At 46.9% G+C, this 26808-nt stretch carries 20 protein-coding genes; 16 read left to right on the top strand and 4 right to left on the bottom strand.

The features are described from left to right. Nucleotides 1–161: 161 nt before the first annotated feature. On the bottom strand, nucleotides 162–1631 hold the full coding sequence (locus tag EDC45_RS03570) for a YdgA family protein (RefSeq protein ID WP_133543531.1): 1470 nt from the start codon (nucleotides 1629–1631) through the stop codon (nucleotides 162–164). Nucleotides 1632–1979: 348 nt separating this feature from the next. Between EDC45_RS03570 and dnaK the strand changes: the two genes are divergently transcribed. From dnaK to EDC45_RS10325, 3 genes are all read left to right on the top strand, one after another. Further along, nucleotides 1980–3890: a molecular chaperone DnaK gene (gene dnaK, locus EDC45_RS03565; protein WP_133543529.1), complete on the top strand. Its 1911-nt coding sequence runs from the start codon at nucleotides 1980–1982 to the stop codon at nucleotides 3888–3890. Between the two features lie 154 nt (nucleotides 3891–4044). After that, complete coding sequence (dnaJ, locus tag EDC45_RS03560) at nucleotides 4045–5166, top strand: molecular chaperone DnaJ (RefSeq protein WP_133543527.1); 1122 nt, start codon at nucleotides 4045–4047, stop codon at nucleotides 5164–5166. A gap of 469 nt (nucleotides 5167–5635) precedes the next feature. Then, nucleotides 5636–5800 (top strand): hypothetical protein, encoded by a 165-nt coding sequence (locus EDC45_RS10325; protein ID WP_166635101.1) that lies wholly within the window; start codon nucleotides 5636–5638, stop codon nucleotides 5798–5800. Nucleotides 5801–5889: 89 nt separating this feature from the next. On the opposite strand, the gene purF is transcribed toward EDC45_RS10325, so the two are convergent. The 3 genes from purF to yfbV all read right to left on the bottom strand — a co-directional run bounded on the left by purF (nucleotide 5890) and on the right by yfbV (nucleotide 8514). Further along, nucleotides 5890–7401 carry an amidophosphoribosyltransferase gene (purF, locus tag EDC45_RS03555; RefSeq protein WP_133543525.1) on the bottom strand — a complete coding sequence of 504 codons (1512 nt, stop codon included), beginning with the start codon at nucleotides 7399–7401 and terminating at the stop codon, nucleotides 5890–5892. 13 nt (nucleotides 7402–7414) lie between these two features. Continuing rightward, a complete protein-coding gene (locus EDC45_RS03550; RefSeq protein WP_133543523.1) occupies nucleotides 7415–7906 on the bottom strand; it encodes a CvpA family protein in 492 nt (163 codons plus the stop codon). Nucleotides 7907–8070: 164 nt separating this feature from the next. Then, nucleotides 8071–8514 (bottom strand): terminus macrodomain insulation protein YfbV, encoded by a 444-nt coding sequence (gene yfbV / locus EDC45_RS03545; RefSeq protein WP_133543521.1) that lies wholly within the window; start codon nucleotides 8512–8514, stop codon nucleotides 8071–8073. Between the two features lie 269 nt (nucleotides 8515–8783). On the opposite strand from yfbV, the gene EDC45_RS03540 reads away from it, so the two are divergent. The 13 genes from EDC45_RS03540 to EDC45_RS03480 all read left to right on the top strand — a co-directional run bounded on the left by EDC45_RS03540 (nucleotide 8784) and on the right by EDC45_RS03480 (nucleotide 26735). Further along, nucleotides 8784–9989 (top strand): acetate kinase, encoded by a 1206-nt coding sequence (locus EDC45_RS03540; protein WP_133543519.1) that lies wholly within the window; start codon nucleotides 8784–8786, stop codon nucleotides 9987–9989. Nucleotides 9990–10056: 67 nt separating this feature from the next. Then, nucleotides 10057–12195, top strand: a complete 2139-nt coding sequence (gene pta, locus EDC45_RS03535) for a phosphate acetyltransferase (protein ID WP_133543517.1) — start codon at nucleotides 10057–10059, stop codon at nucleotides 12193–12195. 766 nt (nucleotides 12196–12961) lie between these two features. Further along, nucleotides 12962–14863 (top strand): FTR1 family iron permease, encoded by a 1902-nt coding sequence (locus EDC45_RS03530; RefSeq protein ID WP_133543515.1) that lies wholly within the window; start codon nucleotides 12962–12964, stop codon nucleotides 14861–14863. Nucleotides 14864–14925: 62 nt separating this feature from the next. Further along, nucleotides 14926–15447: an iron transporter gene (locus EDC45_RS03525; protein WP_133543513.1), complete on the top strand. Its 522-nt coding sequence runs from the start codon at nucleotides 14926–14928 to the stop codon at nucleotides 15445–15447. 142 nt (nucleotides 15448–15589) lie between these two features. Next, the gene (locus EDC45_RS03520) at nucleotides 15590–16990 is read left to right on the top strand and encodes a Fe-S-containing protein (protein ID WP_133543511.1); all 1401 of its coding nucleotides are present in this window, start codon (nucleotides 15590–15592) and stop codon (nucleotides 16988–16990) included. Further along, nucleotides 16980–18290 carry an ABC transporter permease gene (locus tag EDC45_RS03515; protein ID WP_133543509.1) on the top strand — a complete coding sequence of 437 codons (1311 nt, stop codon included), beginning with the start codon at nucleotides 16980–16982 and terminating at the stop codon, nucleotides 18288–18290. The genes EDC45_RS03520 and EDC45_RS03515 overlap by 11 nt, the downstream gene beginning before the upstream one ends. Before the next feature lie 13 nt (nucleotides 18291–18303). Next, complete coding sequence (locus EDC45_RS03510; RefSeq protein WP_133543916.1) at nucleotides 18304–19419, top strand: ABC transporter permease; 1116 nt, start codon at nucleotides 18304–18306, stop codon at nucleotides 19417–19419. 2 nt (nucleotides 19420–19421) lie between these two features. Next, nucleotides 19422–20093, top strand: coding sequence for an ABC transporter ATP-binding protein (locus EDC45_RS03505; protein ID WP_133543507.1), 672 nt, complete (start codon nucleotides 19422–19424; stop codon nucleotides 20091–20093). Further along, a complete protein-coding gene (locus EDC45_RS03500) occupies nucleotides 20083–20571 on the top strand; it encodes a TlpA family protein disulfide reductase (RefSeq protein WP_133543505.1) in 489 nt (162 codons plus the stop codon). Before EDC45_RS03505 ends, EDC45_RS03500 begins: the two co-directional genes overlap by 11 nt. A 7-nt stretch (nucleotides 20572–20578) precedes the next feature. Next, the gene (locus EDC45_RS03495) at nucleotides 20579–20890 is read left to right on the top strand and encodes a c-type cytochrome (RefSeq protein WP_133543503.1); all 312 of its coding nucleotides are present in this window, start codon (nucleotides 20579–20581) and stop codon (nucleotides 20888–20890) included. 161 nt (nucleotides 20891–21051) lie between these two features. After that, on the top strand, nucleotides 21052–22269 hold the full coding sequence (locus tag EDC45_RS03490) for an aromatic amino acid transport family protein (protein ID WP_133543501.1): 1218 nt from the start codon (nucleotides 21052–21054) through the stop codon (nucleotides 22267–22269). 506 nt (nucleotides 22270–22775) lie between these two features. Beyond that, nucleotides 22776–25418: a phosphoenolpyruvate carboxylase gene (gene ppc / locus EDC45_RS03485; RefSeq protein ID WP_133543498.1), complete on the top strand. Its 2643-nt coding sequence runs from the start codon at nucleotides 22776–22778 to the stop codon at nucleotides 25416–25418. 135 nt (nucleotides 25419–25553) lie between these two features. Next, a complete protein-coding gene (locus EDC45_RS03480; RefSeq protein ID WP_133543496.1) occupies nucleotides 25554–26735 on the top strand; it encodes an MFS transporter in 1182 nt (393 codons plus the stop codon). The last annotated feature ends 73 nt before the right edge of the window (nucleotides 26736–26808 follow it).

The raw sequence follows: 26808 nt of genomic DNA, 5'->3' as shown, positions 1-26808 counted from the left end.
ATCCATTTTCAGTTCTTCAAGCATAGAACAAGGCGTAACAAAAAACTCGTTAATTTTTGACCGCACTTTTGGTCTTGTTCGATTATTTGCGGCTGTGCTTAAAAGCCGAGATAAAAAAACGCTCCCTTTGCAGGGAGCGCTTCGCCGATAAAATGACAAAATTATTGCAGTAATAGACTCAGCAGGAACATGGCCAGATATTCTTCCGGAATCACTTCTCCGTTCAATTTCAACTTACCCTCTTCCAATACCAGATTTGAGGCGAAACTTTTCTCATCTGCGGTAACGATATTCTGATGCTGCATCGCCTGAATCGCTTCGTCGCTCTGTAAGGCCGCCTGTTTGTCCGCCTCTTCTTCGTTCATACCGCCGATCCGCAACAAGGTCGCCAAGGATTGCGTAAATGCAGCTTTATCCGCTTTAACCCTCAACTCAAATTGCTTCAGCATATCCAAGATTTTATCTTCCTGCTGCATGAGCTTGGCGAAATCCACCTCGGCCAGTTCTAAATTAAAGTCCAGACCCAGTTTGCCGCCCGAATTGCTGATGGCAAAGGATGAAATTTTTATCTGCGGCTGATTTTGCACAATTGCTTCGAACTGCGCTTGCAATTTATCATCGTCCAACTGTTCCGGATTACGGTTATAGTCCAGAATCTGATTAAGCGCGGCGGCAGCCAGATGATTCAGTTGCATATCCAGCTGTACCTTACCTAAAGACTGTTTATTCAGGCTGAGATCGGCAATATTGTTATTCAGCTTGGCATTGATAAATCCTTGATTTAAACCGATGTCATAATCAAATGCCCAGTCTTTAACTTCCAGGACGGCTGGCGATACCTTATTTAATTCGCCGCTATAGGTATAAACCAGTTGTAGATTGCCCAACTTGCCTTCCTGTTTTCCGGTATACAAATAAGGATATTCCGTCGGTGCAATATGGTTGACGGCTTGCAGAGCATCAATATTTATTTCCATTGTTTCAATCGGGTAGTCTTTCGGCTCTATACCGGATAACTTAGCCAGGAGTTCATTCTGCCAGCGGCTGTGAAGCCCTTTAATCTCATACTTATATTCACCGGCCCCCTGGTAATCGGCATCATAATCCAGGCTGGAATCCTGCCAGGAAAGCTCAACCCCTTCCAGATTCATTTTACCTTGCGCCAGGCGGGTATAACCTTTCAGACGCTTTGAATAAGTCAGGGTCATCACATCGGTTAAAGGATTTTTATCCTTACTGTTTTCAAAAAATTCCTTATTGTCTTCATTTTTTACCAGTTCGCTATACACGGAAAAAAGCGCCGGTGTAAAATTCAATTGTTTGATCAGGTTCAGTGGTAAAGGACCATGGTAAAGCGTTCCGCTAAAAGGGAGTTTCTGGCTTTTACTCCCGTCCGGCAAATCGATTAGAACATTATAGGCAATCTCGGAACTGAATAAACCGCGCGAAAATTCGCTGATTTCGGCTTTAATCCGATATCCTGAGCCCACATTTGCCGCCAGACGTTCGTTCAGCTTGTCAAGCTGCTGTTGATATTCGGATTCCGCCGTTTTACCTGTGTACCAGGCGGCACCGGTCCAAACGCCTCCCAGAATCAAAATAACGGACAACGCCAGAGTTGATTTTTTCATATTTAATATTCCCTTAATTATCGGATAAATAAATGTAATCGCTCTAAATTAGCACAATCCGAAATTTACGCCTAGTCGAATTGATAAATTGAGATAAAAAAGCCGATAAATTTTAATTTATCCCCTTGAAGTTTAATTCCCCGCCCCTATTTACTGAGCCAAGCATGACAAGGATGGAAAATAAGGGTTCATATATAAAGAATCGAATATAAAGGATTCGGAATAATAATCCCTAATATAAAACGACTTTTTCAGGAAATTTTTATTTATCCCTTGAAAAGTAAAAATCCATCCTTATTTTACCGACATGTAAATAACAGATTAAAAAAATTTGACAGGAGAAACAAAATGGGAAAAATCATCGGTATTGACTTAGGTACGACAAACTCTTGCGTAGCGGTAATGGACGGCGATAAACCGCGCGTTATTGAAAATGCGGAAGGCGATCGCACCACCCCGTCAATCATCGCTTATACCAACGACAATGAAGTATTGGTAGGCCAGCCGGCAAAACGTCAGGCGGTTACCAACCCGAAAAATACATTATTCGCAATTAAACGTTTAATCGGTCGTCGCTTCGAAGATCAGGAAGTACAGCGCGACGTAAGCATTATGCCGTTTGAAATCGTAAAAGCGGACAACGGCGACGCTTGGGTTTCGGTTAAAGGCGATAAAATGGCACCGCCGCAAATCTCCGCTGAAGTGTTGAAAAAAATGAAAAAAACCGCGGAAGATTTCCTCGGTGAAGCGGTAACCGAAGCGGTTATCACCGTACCTGCTTACTTTAACGACGCCCAACGTCAGGCGACTAAAGATGCCGGTCGTATCGCAGGTCTTGAAGTTAAACGTATTATTAACGAACCTACGGCGGCGGCACTGGCTTACGGTTTGGATAAAGGTAAAGGCAACCAGACCATTGCGGTATACGACTTAGGGGGCGGTACTTTCGACCTATCCATTATCGAAATCGATGAAGTGGGCGGTGAAAAAACCTTTGAAGTATTGGCCACCAACGGGGATACCCACTTAGGTGGTGAAGACTTCGATAACCGCGTTATCAACTACTTGGTAGATGAATTCAAAAAAGAACAGGGCGTAGATTTACGTAATGATCCGCTAGCCATGCAGCGTCTGAAAGAAGCCGGCGAAAAAGCCAAAATCGAGCTTTCCTCCGCCCAACAGACAGATGTTAACCTGCCATATATTACGGCGGACAACAGCGGCCCTAAACATTTAAACATCAAACTGACCCGTGCCAAACTGGAAGCCTTGGTGGAAGATTTAGTCGCCCGTTCGTTGGAACCGGTAAAAGTGGCATTATCCGATGCGGGCTTAAGCGTATCCAAAATCGACGATGTAATCTTAGTCGGCGGTCAGACCCGTATGCCGTTGGTTCAGCAGAAAGTTGCCGAATTCTTCGGTAAAGAACCGCGTAAAGACGTAAACCCAGACGAAGCGGTAGCCGTAGGTGCTGCGGTACAGGGCGGCGTATTATCCGGTAATGTAACCGACGTATTATTGCTAGACGTTACCCCGCTTTCCCTAGGTATCGAAACCATGGGCGGCGTAATGACTACCCTAATTGAGAAAAATACTACGATTCCGACTAAAAAATCACAGGTATTCTCAACGGCGGAAGATAACCAAAGTGCGGTAACCATTCATGTGTTACAGGGTGAACGTAAACAGGCTTCAGCGAATAAATCCCTCGGCCAGTTCAACCTGGAAGGCATTAACCCGGCACCGCGCGGTATGCCGCAAATCGAAGTAACTTTCGATATTGATGCGGACGGTATTATCCATGTTTCCGCGAAAGATAAGGGTACGGGTAAAGAACAGCAGATTACGATTAAAGCCTCTTCCGGCTTAAGTGATGAAGAAATTCAGCAAATGGTACGGGATGCGGAAGCAAATGCCGAATCAGACCGTAAATTTGAAGAATTGGTTCAGGCGCGTAACCAGGCGGATCACTTGGTTCACAGCACCCGTAAACAGCTGAGCGAAGCGGGCGATAAACTTTCCGCCGAGGATAAGGCGCCGATTGAAAAAGCCCTGAGCGAACTTGAAACGGCGGCTAAAGGCGAAGACAAAGCGGATATCGATGCTAAAGTACAGGCCTTAATCCAGGTATCGGAAAAACTTATCCAGGCCGGCCAGCAACAGGCGCAGGCGGATGCGGGCGCACAACAGGCACAGGCCAACAAGGCTAATGACGATGTCGTAGATGCCGAATTCGAAGAAGTGAAAGATAATAAATAATCTTCCTTCAACGAGATATTAAAGGGGCGTAGCAATACGCCCTTTTGGCTTATCTGATCAACAGCAGCATCATTCATCTTTTTTTGCTGTGCATTGGAAAGCTTTCGTTACTTATTTTTGTTTAATTCATATCGCGATTAACCAGAGAAAACAAATGGCAAAAAAAGACTATTATGAAGTGCTGGGCATTCAAAAAGGCGCCGATGAAAAAGAAATCAAACGCGCCTATAAACGCCTTGCCATGAAATATCACCCGGACAGAACCAAGGGTGATAAAGAAAGCGAAGAAAAGTTCAAAGAAGTTAATGAAGCCTATGAAATTCTGACCGATAAAGAAAAACGCGCCGCCTACGATCAATACGGTCATGCCGCTTTCGAGCAGGGCGGTTTCGGCGGCGGCGGATTCGGCGGCTTTGGCGGGTTCGGCGGCTTTGAAGATATTTTCAGCGAAATGTTCGGCGGCGGTTCCCGTCAGCAACGGGTAGTCCGCGGCGACGACCTGCGCTACGATATTGAAATCAGTCTGGAAGAAGCGGTCAAAGGCACCACCAAGGATATTCAGATCAACACCTTGGTTGCCTGTGATCACTGCCATGGTTCCGGTGCGGAAAAAGACTCAAAAACAGAAACCTGCCAAACCTGCCATGGTTCGGGTCGTATCAGACGTCAGCAAGGCTTCTTCGTTACCGAACAAACCTGTCCGAATTGCCACGGCAGCGGTAAAAAAATTGAAAATCCTTGCAAAAAATGCCATGGCGACGGCCGGATGCAAAAGAAAAAGAACCTTTCGGTTAAAATTCCTGCCGGAGTGGATACCGGTAATCAGTTACGCTTATCCGGTGAAGGCGCCGCAGGCGAACAGGGCGCACCGGCCGGTGATTTATATGTGGTAATCCATGTTAAACCGCATCATATTTTCGAACGCGACGGCAGCAATCTGTATTGTGAGGTTCCTATCAGTTTCAGTATGGCGGCTTTGGGCGGTGAAATTGAAGTGCCGACCTTAGACGGTCGGGTAAAACTGAAGATTCCGGAAGGTACTCAAACCGGTAAGCTGTTCCGTATGCGCGGCAAGGGAATTGCGGCGATAAGAACCGGTTATGCCGGCGATCTGATTTGTAAAATCATCGTGGAAACACCGGTAAAACTGAACGAAGAGCAGAAAGAATTATTGCGTCAGTTGGAACAAAGTCTGGAAGGTCAAAGCAAGCAGCGGCCTAAATCCTCCAGTTTTTTGGACGGCGTTAAAAAATTCTTCGATAATTTAGGAAAATAAACTTCTAGATTTTCCGCAATTTCCTGCGGAAACTTAACTTAATATTAAGCCCGTTATTAACGGGCTTAATTTATTTGGCATATTTATTCCGTGTACATTAGTCTAACTTTTCCGTTACTCTTTTTTCCAACCAAAATCGGCGGGTTTTCCCTCCCTCGGTGATTGAGTTTATCTTCTGATTTAGGCGATATTGCCTTGCGGGTAAAATTTTGTTTTTCCGTATAAGCAACTCCCCTTATTCTTATTATCACTCTTATCCCCCTTATCCCTCCTTATGATAATTCAAGAATCTCATCGCTTTTTGTTTTTGATTCCATTTATCTCTGTTACCAATGTAACCTCTGCTATGCCATAAAAACTTTTACAAAAAATACCGCACTTTTTCCCTTTACCGATAAAAAGGATAATTAAGCATTTCTTAAGCCTTCCGAGCTATAACTGTTTCTGAAATTCCAATCAGGAGTAATCTATGAAAAAATATTTTTTCCCCTTGCTTATCGCCGCTATGCTGCTCAGTTTAAATTCCTGTATCCTGCCGTCGCATTTTCATCACGGCCAACCGCTAGGGGCGCAAAACAAGGATAGAATGCCCCCAAAACCGCCGCTCCGGGAACAGGATTTACACCGGCATTAGTTTTCTGAAGGCAAAATTTCGGATATAAAAAAACATACCGTCGGAAAAGAGCGGTATGTTTTTTTAGTATTTTTTATACAGCGGAAAAACTATCTTTCGTTGTGAATTTCCAGATTGGTAGCATCTTTTTCACGCTTTTTCTTAGCGCTGTCGTTACGTTGTTCGGCAATTTGCTCCAAATATGCGGGAGAAATATCGCCGGTAACATATTGCCCGGTAAAGACGGAAGCGTCGAATTGTTGAATATTCGGGTTTTCCTGCTGTACGGCAGCTTCCAGTGCTTCCAGATCTTGGAAGATCAGTTTATCCACCCCGATTAAGGCGGCGATTTCCTCCACATTACGTCCGTAGGCAATCAGTTCATGGCTGGTGGGCATATCAATGCCGTATACGTTAGGATAGCGAATTTCCGGCGCCGCCGAAGCGAAATAGACTTTTTTCGCTCCCGCCGCTCTGGCCATATCTACGATTTGTTCGGAAGTGGTACCTCGTACAATGGAGTCGTCCACCAGTAATACGTTTTTTCCTTTAAATTCGGCGGCGATGGTATTCAGTTTGCGCCGTACCGCACTCACCCTCTGCGTCTGCCCCGGCATAATAAAGGTTCGTCCTACGTAACGGTTCTTCACAAATCCCTGACGATAAGGTTTATTCAGTACATGGGCGATACGTAAGGCGATATCATTGGAGGTTTCCGGAATGGGGATCACTACGTCAATATCCGCATCCGCCCATTCGCGGGCGATTTTTTCCCCCAGACGCTCCCCCATATGCACCCGCGCCGCATAAACGGAAACACCGTCAATGGTGGAATCCGGTCGAGCGAAATATACATATTCAAAAATACAAGGAGAGAGCTTCGGATTCTCCGCACATTGCTCGCTATACAGTTTTCCGTCAAAGGTTACATATACCGCTTCGCCCGGCGCAATATCGCGCACAAATTCAAAACCGGCCACATCAAAGGCAATGCTTTCGGAAGCGAACATATATTCGGTATGCCCGTTTTCCGTACGCTGTCCCAGTACCAGCGGACGGATTCCGTTCGGATCGCGGAACGCCACCAGGCCATGGCCGAGAATCATTGCAACGCAGGCGTAGGCGCCGCGAATATCCTTATGGGTCTTTTTAATCGCATAGAAAATATCTTCCGGCGAAAGTTTTTCCGTCTGCACATGATCCAGATAATAAGCCAGAATATTCAGTAAGGCCTCGGAATCGGAATTGGTATTAACATGACGGCGCGCCAAGCGGAATAACTTTTCCTTTAAATCCTCGGAATTGGTTAAATTGCCGTTATGCACCAATGCCAAACCGTAAGGAGAATTTACATAAAACGGCTGCGCTTCCGATACGCTGGAACTCCCGGCCGTAGGATAGCGAACATGACCGATACCGGCATTTCCCTGTAGGCGCAACATATGTACCTGCTGAAACACATCGCTGACCAGCCCGTTTGCTTTACGCAGGCGGAAACAGCTTTCGTCGTCCACGGTGACGATACCGGCGGCATCCTGTCCGCGATGCTGTAATACGGTCAAAGCATCATAAATTGACTGATTAACGGGATTTTGGCTAACAATGCCGACGATACCACACATGGGTGCTGTCCTCTTATTGATTAAAGGTTGAGTTTAAAAAACTGGAATTTGCCTGTAGTTGCTGAAAAAACCATTCGACGATAAAACCGAAATGAGGGATCAACTTCGATTCTTTCCACAACTCGCTCTGGCTAAAATTAGTGAAGCTGTCGGTAAAGAATAATAATGCCGCGACTATCAGCACACCGCGTAAAAAACCGAAACAGGCGCCCAGCACCCGATCCGTACCGCTCAGCCCGGTTTTATCCACCAGCTGACCGACCACATAATTGACTACCGCCCCCACCACTAAACTGAGAATAAACAGAATAACAATGGCGGTACCGTTGCGAATATACAGGGATTCAATCTGGGTTAAGAAATCGGCAAGATAAGGATAGAATTGACTGGCTACAATAAAAGCGACCACCCAACTTGCCAGAGACATGACTTCGCGTACAAAACCGCGTAATAAACTTACCAATACGGAAAAAACAATAACTGCGATGATAATATAATCAATCATTAAAAAATCTCTGAATAAAAAACATCTTATTTTTCGACCGCACTATTCTACCCAAAACTGCGTCAAAATGAAAACGTTTGCGTAACATAAATTACACAAACAAAATAGGTCGGCACCATTCCCCCAAGGAAAACGGGTTAGGGATTGGGAAAATCCTGTCGAGATTATAACTCTTCCCAAAAATCCGCTTGCAGATGGCGCTCCGCTTTACTCAGCATCTCCGCCAACTGCTGATAAGTAGGCTTTTCAGGTGCAGGTTCCAAACTAACCTCAAGTTTTTGCAAGCGCTGATAAATTCGAGCGAAATGCAGCGCACTTTGCGATGGTAAGGGGGTTGCCGCACGTTTCCCCAACCAGTACAGCCCCTGTAGGGGAATACAGAGCGCCAACAGCGCAGTAAGTACCGCAATGGCTAATGCCGCCGGATCCGATTTAGCGGAAAACTGCTGCCAAACAATGGAAAATACTGCGATAAAAGGCATAAATTTACAGGCAAAGCGCGTAGCGCGAATTATTCTATTTTCCGGAAAAATCATCGCCAGTTTGGGCTGCTGCGGCCAACTGTCCGCATAATGTTGCCCCTGTTTTAAGGTTTTTATAAATCCCATTTCACTCCTTTATTTTGCACTTTATCCGAAATTCGTCTTTATTCCCGCATCATAATATGATTGTGCAAAGGGTACAAAGCACAGAGGTTATTTTATAAAAAATATTTAAAAATTAAACTTTTTTTGATTATTATAAGATTTTTATCGGTTGCGTAATTTATTTTATGTGATGAACAGTGTATTCTATGCAAGCGTTACTTTAATTATAGCCGTCCGTTTATTTTTTAACCGGGCGCCCTTTTAACTTCAATCTGAAAGATAGGTTATTTATGTCTCAAAAACTAGTCCTTATTCTAAACTGCGGTAGTTCCTCATTAAAATTCGCTATCCTGGACCCTGTTTCCGGTGAAGAAAAACTGTCCGGTCTGGCAGAAGCCTTTTACCTGCCTGAAGCGCGTATCAAATGGAAATTACATGGTGAAAAAGGGCAGGCGGAGTTAGGTGCGGGTGCTGCGCACACTGAAGCCTTAAACTTTATGGTGAATAATATTTTATCTCTGGATACCGAACTCAAGAACTCCATTGCGGCCATCGGCCATCGCATCGTTCACGGCGGAGAAAAATTCACTTCTTCAGTGGTAATTACCGATGAAGTTGTAAAAGGTATTGAAGAAGCTATTCAATTCGCGCCTCTGCATAACCCGGCGCATTTAATCGGGATCAAAGAAGCTTTCCGTATTTTCCCGGAATTAAAAGATAAAAACGTAGTGGTATTCGATACCGCGTTCCATCAAACCATGCCGGAAGAAGCTTATTTATACGCGCTTCCTTATTCTTTATACAAAGAACACGGCGTCCGTCGCTACGGTGCGCACGGTACCAGCCATTATTACGTCAGCCGTGAAGCGGCCAAACGTCTGGGCGTTGCCGAAGATAAAATCAATGTTATTACCTGCCACCTGGGTAACGGCGGTTCCGTTGCCGCAATCCGCCATGGCGAATGTATCGATACTTCAATGGGCTTAACCCCGTTGGAAGGCTTAGTAATGGGTACCCGTTGCGGTGATATCGATCCGGCTATCGTATTCTATATGCACGATACTCTGGGTATGTCAGTGGAAGAAATCAACACCACCTTAACTAAAAAATCCGGTCTGTTAGGTTTAACCGAAGTTACCAGCGACTGCCGCTATGCGGAAGAAAATTACGAAACCGAAGTGCCGGCCAAACGCGCATTAGACGTTTACTGCTACCGTTTAGCCAAATACATCGGTTCCTATATGGCGGTGATTGGCGAACGTTTGGACGCTATCGTCTTTACCGGCGGTATCGGTGAAAACTCCGCTCATGTACGCGAAATCACTTTAGGCCACTTGAAATTATTCGGCTATCGTCTGGACAGCGAGAAAAACCTTGCCGCCCGTTTCGGTAACGAAGGCGTGATCTCGGCGGACAATACACCTATCGCGATGGTTATCCCGACCAATGAAGAATTGGTAATCGCCCAGGATACCGCGCGTCTTTGTATCCGTTAATCTCATCACAGACTGCCGAACTGTTTCGGCAGTTTCTTTTTATATTAACAACTAACTAAGGTTTATTATGTCACGTACAATTATCCTTATTCCAATCAGCGCAGGCGTCGGATTAACCAGCATCAGCCTGGGTCTTATCCGCTCTCTGGAAGAAAAAGGCGCAAAAATCGGTTTTATGAAACCTATTTCGCAGCCGAGTTCGGGCGAAGATAAATTAGACCGCACCACTTCAATTATCCGTACCAGCACCTCCATCGAAACGGCGGAGCCTTTTATGCTGAGTGTGGCGGAAACCCTAATCGGTCAGAATCAAACCGACGTTTTACTGGAGAAAATCGTCGAACACCATCAGCAATTATCTAAAAACAATGAAATTATTGTGGTGGAAGGTCTGATCCCGACCCGTAAAAATTCTTATGCCAACAGCATTAACTATGAAATCGCTCAGGCGCTTGATGCGGAAATTATTTTGGTATCCGCACCTGCCACAGAAACTCCGGCCCAATTAAAAGAACGTATCGAAGCGGCGGCAGCCTCTTTCGGCGGCAAAGCCAACCCGAATTTACTCGGGGTCGTGGTTAATAAATTTAACGCCCCTGTTGACGAATCCGGTCGTACCCGTCCGGATCTGACCGAAATTTTCGATTCCTATCAGCACAGCCGCAATAATGTCGGCGAAGTTTATAAACTGTTCGAAAAAAGCCCGATTAAAGTATTGGCCTGTATCCCTTGGTCGCCGGAATTAATCGCTACCCGTGTTATAGATATCGTTAAACATCTGGGTGCGGCAATTCTGAACGAAGGTGATATGAACCGCCGTATTCGCAGTATTACGTTCTGTGCCAGAACCCTGCCGAATATGCTTGAACATTTCCGTACCGGCAGCCTGTTGGTGGTTTCCGCCGACCGTCCTGAAGTATTGGTAGCGGCAACATTAGCGGCGGCAAACGGTATTGAAATCGGCGGTATCCTGTTAACCGGCGGTTATAAAGTCGACGGACAGGTGAAAAAACTCTGCCAGCGTATTTTCGAAAACACCCGTTTACCGATTTTCCGAATCGAAGGCAATACCTGGCAAACCGCATTGACCCTGCAGAGCTTCAATCTTGAAGTGCCGGTCGATGATAAAGAGCGCATTGAAAATATTAAACAATATACCAGCAGTCAGTTTGATGCGGACTTCATTAATTCGCTGGTTGCCGCTTCTTCCCGTTCCCGTCGTTTATCTCCGCCGGCCTTCCGCTTCCAGCTGACCGAATTAGCGCGTCAGGCGAAAAAACGTATCGTTCTGCCGGAAGGTGATGAGCCGCGTACCATCAAAGCCGCTGCGCTCTGTGCCGAACGCGGTATTGCGGAATGCGTATTACTGGCGGATCCGAAAAACGTTAAACTGGTGGCGGAAGCTCAGGGCGTTACCTTGGGTGCGGGCATCACCGTAATAGATCCTGCCAGCGTCCGTGAAAATTACGTCGATCGTCTGGTCGAATTACGTAAAAATAAAGGAATGACGGAAAAAGCCGCACGCGAACAACTGGAAGATACCGTAGTATTAGGTACCATGATGCTGGAAGCCGATGAAGTGGACGGTTTGGTATCCGGTGCGGTACATACCACGGCGAATACCATTCGCCCGCCGATGCAAATTATTAAAACCGCTCCGGGCAGCTCCATCGTATCTTCCATTTTCTTTATGCTGTTGCCGGATCAGGTATTGGTATACGGCGACTGTGCGGTGAATCCGGATCCGAATGCGGAACAGCTGGCTGAAATCGCTATTCAATCTGCGGATTCCGCTAAAGCCTTCGGTATCGAACCGCGCGTAGCCATGATTTCCTACTCAACCGGTACTTCAGGTTCCGGCGCCGATGTGGAAAAAGTGAAAGAAGCGACCCGTATCGCACAGGAAAAACGTCCTGACTTACTTATCGACGGTCCATTGCAATATGATGCGGCGGTAATGGAAGACGTAGCTCGTTCTAAAGCACCGAACTCCAAAGTGGCCGGCCGTGCTACCGTATTCGTATTCCCGGATCTGAATACGGGTAACACCACTTATAAAGCGGTACAGCGTTCCGCCGATCTGGTTTCCATCGGACCTATGCTGCAGGGTATGCGCAAACCGGTGAACGACCTGTCCCGCGGCGCATTGGTTGATGATATCGTGTATACCATTGCCCTTACCGCAATTCAGGCAACCCAGAACTAAGCTTAAGTTTTTTCATTACGAAAAAACTCGCTAAAAAAACAACCGCACTTTCTGCTTCAAAGTGCGGTTTTTTAATTTCCTCTTTTTCAAAGTCTAAACAGACCCCAGCTAAAATAAGCAAGCGATATTAATGGTACGGAAAATACAAAAATCCTGCTTTAGCGCCGATATAAGCTTAATCAATAAAGAATAGCGATTTTCACTTTTGTTATTGAGAAGATTACAAGGCACCTAGCTGTTATACGACAAAACCTTGTATTAGGCCTTATCGAAAACACTTGGTATTAACAAGTACGGAATAAGCCGGAATTAGAATACGCCGGCAAGATTGCCTGTTTTAACCGCCTTGTACGGCCTATGCCCTCTCCCCTTATCAAGTTGCGAACTTGCGGTTAATTCTCATTGAGGTGATAACCTCCGCAGGTAAATTACAGACATAAAAAAAGTGCCTTCTTGATGAAGGCACTACTCGGAAAGCAAAATATTCAGGCTATTTAGATAGCACTCGTTCTTATTGCCGGTTAGCATAATAAAATCTTTTTTAAGACGCAAAGAGATGTTTTTCGTTTTGTGATATAGCGCACAAATTTTTTGAGTTTTTCGCCTTTAATCCCAAATAATGCTCGGTAAATTAATGGAATTTAAGATAAATCTACTGAATATTTGAGATAGGTCAGAATTCACCATGATTAATCTTGATTTCCAAAACAATAAGCGCATAATAATCAGCCAAATGAAAATAGCTTTTATTTTTATCTGGTGAATTATGCAGCTTGCTCGTTATTTTTTTCTGTTTTTATCAATTTTCTTTTTCCATTCCGCTTTCGCCAATGATTACCAAACCTGGGTTCAGGATATCGAAAACCGTCTGGATAAAACCGCTTCTCTCTATCAACAAAATAATATCGATGATGCCCGTACCGAAGTGCAAATGGCTTATTTCGAAGTATTTGAAAACCTGGAAGGGCCGATCCGGATAAACTTTTCCGCCCAGAAAAGTTATCAGATGGAAGCCGCTTTCGGCGAAATTCGTAAGATGATCGGCGAACAGAAGCCCCTTGCCGAAGTTCAGCACAGAATCGATCAGTTAAAAGCAGATTTACAGCAAGTGCTACCGACCTTGGGCGATGGTCATCAGCTCACTGCGGAAGGACAACACGGCGCTTATGAAAATGAAGATATCGCCCCCTACTGGCAACAAAATTTTAAAATTATCGACGATTTATTGGCCGAAGCCATCAGCGCTTACCAGCAACAGGATTTTGCTGCGGCTAAGAAGCTGATTCAGCAGGCGCAATATGACGGCTATAAAAACTCCGAAATGGAAATGTCTATCCGCCTGAACCGTTCGGCCAGCGCTTCCGCCGCCATTAATCAGCAATTTTATGATTTGATCAAACTCAGCGAGCAGCCGGATCAGATCAATATTCTCGGTTATCAGATCACCGTATTATTGCAAGATATCGAAGAACAACTACCGCAACTGCCTACTACCCGTGAAGAACAACAGGTTCAGAGCGCTCAACCTGCCGCCGCAGAAAATCAACCGGCACAGGACTGGCAGAAAATCAGTGCTGAAATTAATCAACGCATTCAGCAGGCAATTAAGCTCTATACCGAGGGAGAAGGCAAGAAAGCCATGCTGGCGGTGCAGGACACCTATTTCGACGTATTTGAAAGTTCCGGGATGGAAAATAAAATCGGCTCCCGTGATGCCGCCTTTAAAACCAAATTGGAAGGTTACTTTACTCAGCTGGTCGGTTTAATCAAAGCAAATCAGGGTGAAGAAAAGCTCCAGCAACAGGCGGAGGGATTAAATCAGGGACTGGCGCAGGCGGTAACCATGCTACAGGAAGAAAACCAAAGCGACTGGAGTATGTTCCTCTACAGCTTGCTGATAATTCTGCGCGAAGGCTTAGAAGCCTTACTGATTGTCGCCGCCATTATCGCCTATATGGTAAAAAATAATCATCAGGATAAACTGCCGGTAATTCGTCAGTCCGTTTATGTCGCCTTGGCCGCCAGCCTGGTAACGGCAATAATCTTCCAATTAATCTTCTCCAATTCCGGCGCCAGTCGCGAACTGCTGGAAGGGTTCACGATGATAATTGCGGTAGTGATGTTGTTTATGATGAGTTACTGGTTGCTGTCCAAAGTAGAGGCGCAAAACTGGAAACGCTACCTGGAAGGCAAACTTTCCGCCGCACTTTCCACCGGTTCTCTTATCGGACTCTGGCTGACCAGCTTTTTGGCGGTATATCGCGAAGGGGCCGAAACCGTACTCTTCTACTATGCGCTGATCGGCGACGCTTCGACGGCGGTCAGTTATTTATATTTGCTGGGCGGTTTTGTCGCCGGGGTTATTATTCTGGCAATCTGCTATCTGATTATGCGCTATACGGTCGTCAGATTACCGCTTAAACCTTTCTTTATGTTTACCGGTTGCTTTATGTACCTCATGGCCTTTGTATTTGCCGGTAAGAGCGTGCTGGAGCTAATCGAAGGAAAATTATTCGAACCCACCTTGGTGGCAGGCGTTCCGGAGATCTCCTGGCTCGGCATTTATCCTTATATGGAAACCTTAATTCCGCAAGGGGTGCTGCTTATCGCCGCGCTGTTTGCACTGATTTATATGAAATATTCGGCCGGACGGTCGCAACAAGCTTAACTCTAACGAAGACATAACTCTAACGAAGACATAAACTTCAACCATTACACAGGGAAACTCCTATGAAAAAAACATTAGTAGCTACGGCTTTATTAGCAAGTATTTTAACCGCACCTTCCGCCTTTGCTTTCAAAGAATATCCCATCGGCGAAGCGCAAACCATGAACGATATGGAAATTGCGGCGGTTTATTTACAGCCTATCGATATGGAACCGCGCGGCATGGGATTACCTGCGGCTAAAGCGGATATCCATCTGGAAGCGGATATTCACGCCACTAAGGGCAATAAAAACGGCTTCGGCGAGGGCGAATGGATGCCTTACCTCACCATTAGCTATACCTTAGTCAATACGGATACCGGAGAAAAACAGGAAGGTACCTTTATGCCGATGGTTGCGGGCGACGGCCCTCACTACGGTGCTAACATCAAAATGATGGGCGTCGGTAACTATAAAGTAACCTATCATATCGATCCGCCGTCTAAAGCGGGATTACATCGCCATACCGACAGCGAAACCGGTGTCGGTAAATGGTGGAAACCTTTTGATGTCAGTTATGAATTTAAATTCACCGGCTTAAAATAATCATTTTATCCGCTGATCTGCGCAGGCGACCCTTTCAAATCTCTTCCTGCGCAGATCTTTTTGTCTGCCTCCGAGAGGATACCTTTATTCTCCTGCCCCGGCTGCGGATAAAAGCTAAATTATGGGCAAACGATAATAGCTTATGACCTATTTTTTTATTTCTCTATTACAAGCACTGTTACCCAGTGCCCTTTTACTCGGTTGCAGCTGGCATGCCTACTCGAATGCGGGGATAAAAACCTTATCTCGGCTAAGCCTGGGCGGATTATTGCTCGGCGTTGCGCTCGGTATGCAGTTAAAGGCCACGCCAAGCATCAGCCTGAGCCTGAATCTGATTATTCTAATCAGCCTGATATTATTTTTCCTGTGCCAGTTCATTCATTCCTATAAAATCAATAAATTCTGGCATTTTATCCTGATTCTGATTGCCGCCGTACAATGGACCAGAGATCCGAACATCGCGGCAATTACCGGCACCGATGTGGTAAATACGGATTTTATTCTGCATATAAGCGCCTTAATCGCAGGGCTGCTGTTTTGTATCTTCAGCGCCGGTTGGATCTTTATTTTATTGAATCAGGTAAAAAAACAGCAAAAAACCACCGCACTTTCACGCCTATTTCTCGCTCTGCTGCTCCTATTGGTATTGATTCCGGTTTGCGGTGAAATCGTGCTGGGTTTAATGAAGCTGCAACTGATAGAACTCACCAAAGCGCGCTTAAGTTTTGCCGCTAAATCCGCTAATATCAAAAATTATTTCAACTATATCAGCGCCCTTTTACTCATGCTCGGCATTTTGTTTTTCGCCTTCCGTATCCATAGTACGCGCCGTAAAGCCATTGCAAGGGTAACGGATCCGATAGAGAAACGTAAAAAAATCGCCGCAGCGCATATATCGGGAAAAATTATCGGTTGGGGATTGAGCGCCGTAATGATTATTACGGGCAGCCAAATTTATTGGGATAAAGTCGCCTCTCAGCCGCCCCGCCTATCGGAAGCCGTCCAATTAAAATTAGATACGGAAAAGAACCTGCATATTCCTATTGAGCAGGTAAAAGACGGTAATTTACACCGCTTTCTATGGGTTGCCGACGACGGTAAAGCGGTTCGTTTCTTTGTGATCAACCGTCAGCCGGAACGTCTGAGCCTGGCCGTAGTATTTGACGCCTGTTTGCTGTGCGGCGATCAGGGCTATGTGATGCAAGACAATCAAGTGGTCTGCGTCGGCTGCGGAGTACGCATTTTTACACCTTCCATCGGTAAACCGGGCGGCTGTAATCCGGTTCCCATAGAAGATTGGAGACAGACCGAAACAGAAATTCTGATTAGCAAAAGCAGCCTTGAAGATGGGTTAAACTTATTCTCAACCGTTATTGAAATCGAAGTAAGGGATCCGGTAAACGGTGCGAAACTGAAAAACACCACCACCGAATACAAATACAGCTATGAGGATAAAACCTACTTTTTTGCCGATGAAAAAAACTTAGAGCTGTTTAAAGCAAGCCCGGAAAACTATTTACAGGAAGAAAATCATGCTGACTAGAATGTTATTTCAGTCTTGGAGACACGGGATAAAGCGTAAACTGCTGGCCATTATCACCGTATTCTTGGCCTCGGGACTGGTTTCGGCGCTACTCGCCGTTTCCATTGATATCGGCGATAAAATGGCGAAAGAGCTGAAATCCTACGGCGCCAATATTCTGATTGAACCAGCCAGCAGTGCGGTATTACCGGAAATGGGCGGCAGCAATGCCTCCCTTGCCACCCAGGATTTTATCGAACAAAAAGAGCTGGCGAATATTAAAGATATTTTCTGGCGTAACAATATTGTCGGTTTTGCCCCGCTGCTGAATGCGGAAGTGCATACTGCAAGCGGACAGAAAATCGCGATTCTGGGTACCTTTTTCGATCAACCCGTAGCCATTCCCGATGAAGAGGACTATCACACCGGACAGAAAATTATCAGTCCCTACTGGAAAGTGGAAGGCCAATGGCCGGAGGAAGCTCAAAGGGAAGACAGCCATGCTGCCGTACCCGTATTGATCGGCGCTCAGTTGGCTAAAACCGCCGGCTACCGAATCGGAGACCAAATAACGCTGCTCTACTCCGAGCAAAATGCTGAAAACAAACTAGAGGTAAAAATCAGCGGAATTCTGAGCAGCGGCGGCATTGAAGAGCAACAGATAGTCGCCCCCCTAAGTGCGGTGCAAAAACTCCTGAATTTACCCGGCAAAGTGCAATCCGTTAAAGTTTCCGCACTGACAGTACCGGAAAACGATCTTTCCCGTAAAGCACGGGCTAATCTGGACGGGCTTGATGCGGAAGAATACGACCGCTGGTATTGCACCGCCTATGTGTCTTCTATTTCCCACCAGTTGGAGGAAGCGATTTCCGGTGCCGTCGTTCGTCCTATCTGGCAGGTTGCCGCCTCCGAGGGAGTGGTTATCGAAAAAATTCAGTTACTGCTCGGGGTCGTAACCCTTGCCGCCCTAATTGCCGCCGCCATGGGGATTGCCTCGCTCATGACCACAGGTATTATCGAACGCAGTAAAGAAATAGGTCTGATGAAGGCGCTCGGCGCCTATCAGTGGCAAATCGTACTGCTGTTTTATTCCGAAGCCGCTATCAGCGGTCTGCTCGGCGGCATACTGGGTTGTATTGCCGGCTGGGCCCTGGCCGGATTTATTGCCGACAGCCTGTTCGGAGCCCCCCTCAGTTTCGCCTGGATTGTGATTCCCTGCGTATTGGTATTGGCCGTACTTATCGCCCTTATCGGTACCTGGTTTCCCGCCCATCGTATCGCCCGCTTATATCCGGTAGAGGTGTTATATGGCCGTCAGTAACAGTCGCAACGCCATGTTCCGGCATATCGTCCTGCAAGCCCTGCGCCTGCGCTTACAGCGGGTATTGATTATTTTCGCCGCCCTAAGCGTCGGTGCGGCGATAGTTACGGCAATGGCGGCGGTATATTTCGATATTAATACCAAAATGAGCCGAGAACTACGAACCTTCGGCGCTAACTTTTATATAGGCTCCGGCACCGATGGACTAATCAAAGAAGCACAGCTGCACAGCCTGCTACAACAGGCGCCCCAAGGTATGATAAATGCCGCCAGCCCTTATCTGTACGGTATCGCCCGCAGCGAACAGGAAAAAATCGTACTGATGGGGGTATGGTTTGAAGATATGCGCACCTTGGCGCCCTACTGGCAAATTAGCGGCCAGCCTATCAATGTCAACTTCGACCAGCGTAACGCCATGATTGGAAAAACCCTGGCGCAGCGTCTGGAGTTGAATATCGGCGACAGCATTACCCTGAGTAAAAACGGCGGCGGCAAACACAGCTTTAAAATAAAAGCGATTGTGGAAAGCGGCGACGCCACGGACAGTATGCTGATCGTCAATCTGGAATTTGCCCAACAATGGTTGGATAAACCGGGAATGGCAAGTAACGCTCTGCTAAGTGTTAAAAATGATCAGGGACAGGTCGAACAATTCGCTCAACAACTGCGCCAAGACTATCCGGAACTGGATATTCGCCCGATTCGTAAGGTATCCGCTTCCGAAGGGCAAATTCTGGATAAGATCAAAGGGCTAATGGGACTGATATCCATAGTTATTTTGGTATTGGCCACCCTATGCGTTAACACGACCCTGATTGCCATTGTGGGAGAACGGGCAAAAGAGTTCGCCTTACAAAAAGCACTGGGTGCCAAACCGAGCGATATTATCCGCCAAATCGGTGCCGAGATTCTGATAATCGCCGTACTGGCAATTATCTTCGGACTGATTATCGGTTATATTCTGGCCCAGGTTTTAGGATTAATGGTATTTAAATCCGCTATTGATATGCGCCTGCCGGTTATTCCGATTACCGTACTGTTATCACTTCTGGTTACCTTGATTGCCGTTATCGTGCCGACCCGGCGCGCCTTATCCGTTGAAATGGCAAATCTATTAAAAGGGGAATAAAGATGTCGCAACCAATTATTGAAACTCAGCATTTATACAAAAGATTCGGTCAGGTAACCGCACTTGAAGATATTAATATTCAAATCGAACAGGGAGAATTCGTTTCCATTATGGGCGCTTCCGGTTCGGGTAAAACCACATTGATGAATATTCTGACCGGCTTGGATACCGCCAGCGAAGGCAAGGTTATCTTGGACGGCGTAGATGCCGCACAGTTGGACGAAACCGGCAGACAGCGCTTTCGGGCGGAAAAAATCGGTCTGATCTTTCAACAATTTCATTTAATTCCTTACCTGACCGCACTGGAAAACGTTATGTTGGCACAGCATTATCATAGCGTTGTAGATGAAGCCGCCGCCCGTGCGGTATTGGCGCAAGTGGGACTGGAACACCGAGTGGATCATCGCCCCAGCCAGCTTTCCGGCGGCGAGCAGCAACGTGTATGTATCGCCCGCGCCCTAGTTAATCAGCCGCCGGTTATTTTTGCCGATGAACCCACCGGTAATCTGGATGAAAAAAATGAGAAACTGGTGTTGGATTTGCTGATCGAACTCAATCGCCAAGGCCGTACTATCGTTATGGTTACCCATAATCCGGAACTGGGCAAAGTTACCGCTCGTACCATTTTCCTGCAACATGGAAAGTTTTTAAAAGAAGAGCGCAATGAAAATTAATCCGTTACTAAAAACCCTATTCCTAACTACAGTTATTTTCAGTCTGATTTCCTGTAAAGAAGAGCGTGCTGAAATCGGCCGTCCCGCCCCTGCCTTAGCGACCTTTGATCTACAGGGAAATAAAACCGAACTTTCCCGTTGGCGAGGAAAACCGACCCTGCTTAACTTCTGGTCGGAAACCTGCGGCGCCTGTATCGCCGAATTGAAACAGCTGGAGGAACTCAGCCTGCGCTATCCCGATAAGCTGCATATTGTTGCGGTGAATATTGACGGAGAAAAAGCCGATACCCAAGGGATTGTCGAAAAATATGCCATTCGTCTGCCGGTGGTAAAGGATCAGCTGAAAATTACCGGAGAACGCTATCAAATCATAGGCACCCCTACCTCCGTCCTGTTGGATCAAGAAGGAATCCTACAAGCAAAATACGAAGGCCTGATTCCGCATAGCGCATTACAGGAACTTTTTACTCGAAACTAAATAAAATATGAAAATTTTCCGATTTATCACTACTCTCGGCCTCGCTTTTAGCCTTGGCCTGTCGCCCCTATATGCAGATAGCAGCAAAGGGCAGCGCATTTTCCGGCTCTCCTGCGCCTCTTGCCACGGCAAACAAGGCGAAAAAAAGGCGGTTGATCAATCCGAACTAATTAACCGATTACAGAGCGATGAAATTATCACCGCCCTTAAAGCGCGTAAAAGAGGAGAAATCAAAGGCGCGGGCAATAAGGTTAAAGAACGTCTGAGCGAAAAAGATATGCAGGATGTGGCCGAATTTATCCAAACATTGGGGCGCTAAAGCGGGCATTGGCTCAATCCTGCCGCCCCTTGCTCCGGCGCTTTTCTGCCATAAAGGGGTTTTCCTTGCGGAAAGCCAAGAATATTTTGCTTTTTACTTCCTTTTCGTTTTTTTCTTTTGATAGAATGAAAGCTCTTTTAACCAGATATTAGACGGATCCCATGAACAACAAAATTTTCGGAAGCGCCCTGATCATCGCGGGCACCGCTATAGGTGCGGGAATGCTGGCCATGCCGCTAACCTCGGCAGGCATAGGTTTTAGTGCGACCTTGCTGCTTTTAGTCGGCTTGTGGGCATTACTGGCCTACACGGGTTTATTATTTATGGAAGTTTACCAGACCGCGGCACGTAAAGATCTCGGTGTCGCCAGTCTGGCGGAGCAATACTTCGGTATGACCGGTCGGGTGCTTGCAACCCTTAGCCTGTTGATTTTGCTTTACGCACTGCTCTCGGCCTATATTACCGGCGGCGGCTCCCTGCTTTCCGGTATTATGCCTACCATCCATGATGGAGAAACCACTAAAAAAATCGGCATTTTTCTGTTCACCCTTATCCTGGGTTCCTTTGTTGTTATCGGTATTAAAGGGGTCGACGGTCTGACTCGGTTGCTGTTCGCCGGTAAAATCGTCGCTTTTATCCTGGTTTTAATCTTTATGTTGCCGAAAGCCAGCCTGGAAAACCTAGGCGCCATACCCCTGAATAACCTGTTGGTGGTTTCCGCCGTTCCGATTTTCTTTACCTCTTTCGGCTTCCATGTGATTATGGCCAGTATCAATACCTATCTTGACGGTGATATCCGCAAAATCCGTCTGGCTATTTATATAGGTACCGCAATCCCGCTGGTCGCTTATTTATTATGGCAGCTGGCCACTCACGGCGTTCTCAGTCAGAACGAATTCGTACTCATTCTGAAGCAGGATCCTACCCTCAACGGTTTGGTTACCGCCGCTTCTCAAATTACCGGCAGCAGCCTACTGGGCGAAATGGTGCGAATCTTCTCCGCTCTGGCTTTAATTACTTCTTTCCTAGGCGTGGCTTTAGGCTTATTCGAATGTGTGGGCGATTTGCTTAAACGCTTTAAACGTTCCGCCTCACGGGGGCGTTTAACCGCACTAACCTTTATTCCGCCGCTGATTTTCGCCATGTTCTATCCGGACGGTTTCCTGATTGCTCTGGGTTATGCCGGATTACTGTTCGCTTTCTACGGTATTTTGTTACCGGTAGGGCTGGCCTGGCGGGCGCGCCGACAACATCCGGATCTGCCTTATCGGGTTATCGGCGGTAAGGCGATGCTGATTATCGCCTTTATCGCCGGCATCATCATTATGATGATCCCGTTCTTTAATCAGCTCGGTCTGCTGCCTAATGTTTACAGCTAACGAGCAAAGGCGGGGAATCCCCTTCCCCGCCGCTATATAAAATAGGCTGAAAATAACCTGAAAAGTGCGGTCAAAAGGGAGGGAGTTTTTTTGCACCAGCCGGCTCGGTCATAACTAATGCTAACTCGGTGGCAAAACTCCGCCCTATGTTCTTCAAATTTCTTCAAACCTCAATTAGCATCCGTATATGAAACCCAAGAATAGATACCAACAGTTAATCTAAGACGGCATTTTACCCTGCGGCACAAGTACAAAGATGCCGATTGAGAGCCGCTATTCCAGCACTTATTGAATTTAATCGGCATTTATTATAAAAGCAAATAAATTAGATAAAATATAAAAACAAAGCAAATTTATTAAAAAATAAAAATATTAAAGGCTAAAAATTTATATTTTTATTTTGAATGGGAATTATATTTGATCTTTGCCCGCATTTTTGTTTATATCTAGGCAAATCCGATGGGCTGAAACCTATCAGGCAGAATTTTTATTTTTTCGGAGGACATATGATACAAGAGTATTCCATGATGCGTAATAACATTAATATGCTGGGGCATTTCCTCGGTGAAACCATAAAAGAAGCTCAGGGAGATGATATTCTCGAACTCATCGAGAACATTCGCGTATTATCGCGTAATTCGCGTCAGGGAGATGATCAGGCCCGCACCAGATTACTCAATACTCTGGCCACCATTTCCACCGACAATATTATTCCCGTGGCTCGCGCTTTCAGCCAGTTTTTAAATTTAACCAATGTTGCCGAGCAATATCAGACCATTTCCCGTCATCATAACGACGAGGTTTCTTCCGCCCGCTCCACCGCTTCTCTGTTCAAGCGCCTGCAGGCCCAGAATACATCGCAACAGGAAGTGATTAAAACCATCGAAAAATTACTGATCGAAATCGTTTTAACCGCACACCCCACTGAAGTTACCCGCCGTACGCTGGTACATAAGCAGGTGGAAATCAATAAATGCCTGAGTAAGCTGGAACATTCCGATCTGACCGAAACGGAGCGCCGAAATATCGAACGCCGCTTATTGCAATTAATTGCTCAGGCCTGGCATACCAATGAAATCCGTACTCAGCGCCCGACCCCTTTCGAAGAGGCCAAGTGGGGCTTTGCGGTTATTGAGAACAGTCTGTGGGAGGCGGTTCCGGCCTTTGTTCGACAATTAAATGAAAACGCGCAGAAATATTTAGGTTATACCTTGCCGGCAAATTTAACCCCGGTGCGCTTTTCTTCCTGGATGGGCGGCGATCGGGACGGAAATCCTTTTGTAACCGCAGATATTACCCGCGAAGTCTTGCAATTGGCGCGCTGGAAAGCGGCGGATTTATTTCTGGGCGATATTCAGGCCCTGGCCGACGAACTCTCCATGACCGAATGTACCGAACAATTCCGGGCTAAATACGGTGATAACGGAGAGCCTTATCGCGTAGTGGTAAAAGGCTTGCGCACCAAACTGAAAAATACGCAAAGCTATTACAACGATATTCTGGCTCATCGCATTCCACATATAAGCGAGGCGGATATTATCAGTAGTGATGAAGATCTGTGGGAGCCTTTGTACGACTGCTATCAATCGCTGCTTGCCTGCGGTATGCGAATTATTGCCAACGGCCTGCTGCTGGACTCTCTATGCCGTATCCGCTGCTTTGGGGTTACCCTATCCCGTCTGGATATCCGTCAGGAAAGTACCAGACATACGGAGGCCATTGCCGAAATTACCCGCTATATCGGGCTGGGCGACTATTCTCAATGGACGGAAGCGGATCGTCAATCCTTCCTAATCCGCGAACTAAGCTCCCGCCGCCCGTTACTGCCGCTCGACTGGGCGCCTTCAGCGGAAACCCGAGAAATTTTAGAGACCTGTAAGGTTATCGCCGAACAGCCGCAGGGCGTGATCTCCTGCTACATTATTTCCATGGCGCGTACCGCCTCCGACGTACTGGCGGTGCATTTGCTCCTGAAAGAATGCGGGGTGCCTTACCATTTGCCGGTGGTTCCTTTATTTGAAACCCTGGACGATTTAGATGCCTCCGAACAGGTAATGACCGAGTTGTTTAATGTGGGCTGGTATCGCGGCGTTATCAATAACAAACAAATGATTATGATCGGCTATTCCGACAGCGCAAAAGACGCCGGTATGATGGCGGCCTCTTGGGCGCAGTACCGAGCGCAGGAAAGCCTGGTGAACCTCTGTGAAAAACTGGGGGTAGAGCTGACCCTGTTCCACGGACGCGGCGGTACCATCGGACGCGGCGGCGCACCGGCTCATGCGGCACTGCTTTCACAGCCGCCGCGCTCGCTGAAAAACGGCCTGCGGGTAACCGAACAGGGCGAAATGATCCGCTTTAAACTGGGTCTGCCGGCGGTTGCCGTTACCAGTTTGGATCTTTATGCCAGCGCTATCCTGGAAGCCAATTTGCTGCCGCCGCCGGATCCGAAAGACAGCTGGCGGGCGCTGATGGACGAACTTTCCGCAAGCTCCTGCGAAATCTACCGTAATGTGGTGCGCGGCGATAAAGACTTCGTACCTTATTTCCGCAGTGCGACGCCGGAACAGGAATTGTCCAAGCTGCCCCTAGGTTCCCGTCCGGCTAAACGTAATCCGAACGGCGGCGTAGAAAGCCTGCGCGCCATTCCTTGGATTTTCGCCTGGATGCAAAACCGTCTGATGCTGCCGGCATGGTTGGGGGCGGGCGCTTCCCTGCGCATGGCGATAGAAAGTGGCAAGCGGGAACTCATTGAAGAAATGTGCAATAACTGGCCGTTTTTTAATACCCGGATCGGTATGCTGGAAATGGTCTTCAGTAAAACCGACCAATGGCTGTCCGAACATTATGATCAAAATCTGGTTAAACAGGAATTATGGTATTTGGGCGAATCTTTGCGGGAGCAGTTAAAGGCTGATATTCAGACCATTCTTTCCCTGTCCGGTAAAGGTCATCAACTTATGTCCGATTTACCTTGGGTACAGGAATCCATTGCCCTGCGCAATGTGTATACCGATCCCCTCAACCTGTTGCAAGTAGAATTACTGCGCCGTTTGCGCGCCGAGCCGGAAAATCCGAACCCGGACGTAGAGCAAGCGCTGATGATTACCATTACCGGTATCGCCGCCGGCATGCGTAATACGGGCTAAGCAAAAGTGCGGTTAAAATTAAGCGATTTTTTTACTGTGGGACAGGCTTTCCCCACTTAATCGCATTTATCCGGGGACAGGGCACGCCTGTCCCTATTATCCTTTAGCTCATTAACGAAAACTCTTATTCAAGCTATGCCTATTTCCTCTCTGCCCGGGCAAAAACCCACCAATACGGTGGCTTTTGCTTTTCTGCTGATTGCCTTTTTAACCGGTATCGCCTCGGCTTTTCAACTGCCGACCCTGAGTTTGTTTCTATCTCGGGAAATCAAGGTATCGCCGCTAATGGTGGGCAGTTTTTACGCCCTTAATGCCATTGTCGGTATTTTGATCAGCCAATTACTGGCGGGTTACTCGGATAAACATGAGGATCGTCGCCAAGTCATCTTCTTTTGCTGTCTGTTCGCCGTGGTCGGCTGTCTGATTTTTGCTTATAGCCGCAATTATTATATGCTGGCCTTTTTCGGCACGGTGCTGCTCGGTCTGGGCTCCGCGGCCAATCCGCAATCTTTCGCCTTTGCCCGCGAATATGCTGAGAGTACGGGGCGTGAAGGTCTGATGTTTACCACCATTATGCGTACCCAAATTTCGCTGGCCTGGATTGTCGGCCCGCCCCTGTCCTTCAGTATTGCCCTAAGCTGGGGGTTTGATTATATGTATTTGGTGGCCGCTCTGGCTTTTCTGCTCTGCGCCCTACTCGGCATTAGCCTACTGCCGAAAATCAGCCGTACAACCGCTATCAGCAGCAAAGATACCAATATGGCGCCGAGCAGCAACAGAAAAAGCGTACTTTACCTGTTTATCGCCTGTTTTCTGGTCTGGACCTGTAACAGTATGTATCTGATTAATATGCCCTTATATGTGATCCGGGAATTACAGTTACCGGAACGGCTGGCGGGAATTTTAATGGGAACGGCGGCGGGGCTGGAAATTCCGATTATGCTGTTGGGCGGTTATCTGAGTAAATATATCAGTAAAAAACAACTGATGCGGATTGCCTTAGCGGCGGGATTGTTGTTCTATACCATGCTGCTGTTTCTGCACGGAACCGCTCAGCTGATTGGCTTACAGCTGCTAAACGCCCTATTGGTCGGTATTGTCGCTACTATCGGTATGGTTTACTTTCAGGATTTAATGCCGCGCCAGATGGGGGCGGCCACAACCCTGTTCAGTAATGCGGCCAAAAGCAGCTGGGTTATCGGCGGGCCTTTGGCCGGGCTAATCGCTCAACTTTGGCATTACAACAGCGTATTTTATCTGGCCGCCCTATTATTGCTGATCGCCCTGTTCCTATTGAACAGGGTAAAATCCGTTTAAGCGCCGGCCAATATTAAGGGGAGACTATTTAAGCCTCCCCTTATATTATGCAATTCGGGAGGCGAATATTCAC

The sequence above is a fragment of the Mesocricetibacter intestinalis genome (assembly GCF_004363295.1).
Lineage (GTDB): Bacteria > Pseudomonadota > Gammaproteobacteria > Enterobacterales > Pasteurellaceae > Mesocricetibacter > Mesocricetibacter intestinalis.
Note: the sequence above shows the minus strand (reverse complement) of the source record. Positions and strands in the feature narration are given on the sequence as shown.

Coding starts and splice junctions, on each gene's coding strand:
- EDC45_RS03570 (WP_133543531.1), bottom strand. CDS start 1,631: ATGAAAAAATCAACTCTGGCGTTGTCCGTTATTTTGATTCTGGGAGGC.
- dnaK (WP_133543529.1), top strand. CDS start 1,980: ATGGGAAAAATCATCGGTATTGACTTAGGTACGACAAACTCTTGCGTA.
- dnaJ (WP_133543527.1), top strand. CDS start 4,045: ATGGCAAAAAAAGACTATTATGAAGTGCTGGGCATTCAAAAAGGCGCC.
- EDC45_RS10325 (WP_166635101.1), top strand. CDS start 5,636: ATGAAAAAATATTTTTTCCCCTTGCTTATCGCCGCTATGCTGCTCAGT.
- purF (WP_133543525.1), bottom strand. CDS start 7,401: ATGTGTGGTATCGTCGGCATTGTTAGCCAAAATCCCGTTAATCAGTCA.
- EDC45_RS03550 (WP_133543523.1), bottom strand. CDS start 7,906: ATGATTGATTATATTATCATCGCAGTTATTGTTTTTTCCGTATTGGTA.
- yfbV (WP_133543521.1), bottom strand. CDS start 8,514: ATGGGATTTATAAAAACCTTAAAACAGGGGCAACATTATGCGGACAGT.
- EDC45_RS03540 (WP_133543519.1), top strand. CDS start 8,784: ATGTCTCAAAAACTAGTCCTTATTCTAAACTGCGGTAGTTCCTCATTA.
- pta (WP_133543517.1), top strand. CDS start 10,057: ATGTCACGTACAATTATCCTTATTCCAATCAGCGCAGGCGTCGGATTA.
- EDC45_RS03530 (WP_133543515.1), top strand. CDS start 12,962: ATGCAGCTTGCTCGTTATTTTTTTCTGTTTTTATCAATTTTCTTTTTC.
- EDC45_RS03525 (WP_133543513.1), top strand. CDS start 14,926: ATGAAAAAAACATTAGTAGCTACGGCTTTATTAGCAAGTATTTTAACC.
- EDC45_RS03520 (WP_133543511.1), top strand. CDS start 15,590: ATGACCTATTTTTTTATTTCTCTATTACAAGCACTGTTACCCAGTGCC.
- EDC45_RS03515 (WP_133543509.1), top strand. CDS start 16,980: ATGCTGACTAGAATGTTATTTCAGTCTTGGAGACACGGGATAAAGCGT.
- EDC45_RS03510 (WP_133543916.1), top strand. CDS start 18,304: ATGTTCCGGCATATCGTCCTGCAAGCCCTGCGCCTGCGCTTACAGCGG.
- EDC45_RS03505 (WP_133543507.1), top strand. CDS start 19,422: ATGTCGCAACCAATTATTGAAACTCAGCATTTATACAAAAGATTCGGT.
- EDC45_RS03500 (WP_133543505.1), top strand. CDS start 20,083: ATGAAAATTAATCCGTTACTAAAAACCCTATTCCTAACTACAGTTATT.
- EDC45_RS03495 (WP_133543503.1), top strand. CDS start 20,579: ATGAAAATTTTCCGATTTATCACTACTCTCGGCCTCGCTTTTAGCCTT.
- EDC45_RS03490 (WP_133543501.1), top strand. CDS start 21,052: ATGAACAACAAAATTTTCGGAAGCGCCCTGATCATCGCGGGCACCGCT.
- ppc (WP_133543498.1), top strand. CDS start 22,776: ATGATACAAGAGTATTCCATGATGCGTAATAACATTAATATGCTGGGG.
- EDC45_RS03480 (WP_133543496.1), top strand. CDS start 25,554: ATGCCTATTTCCTCTCTGCCCGGGCAAAAACCCACCAATACGGTGGCT.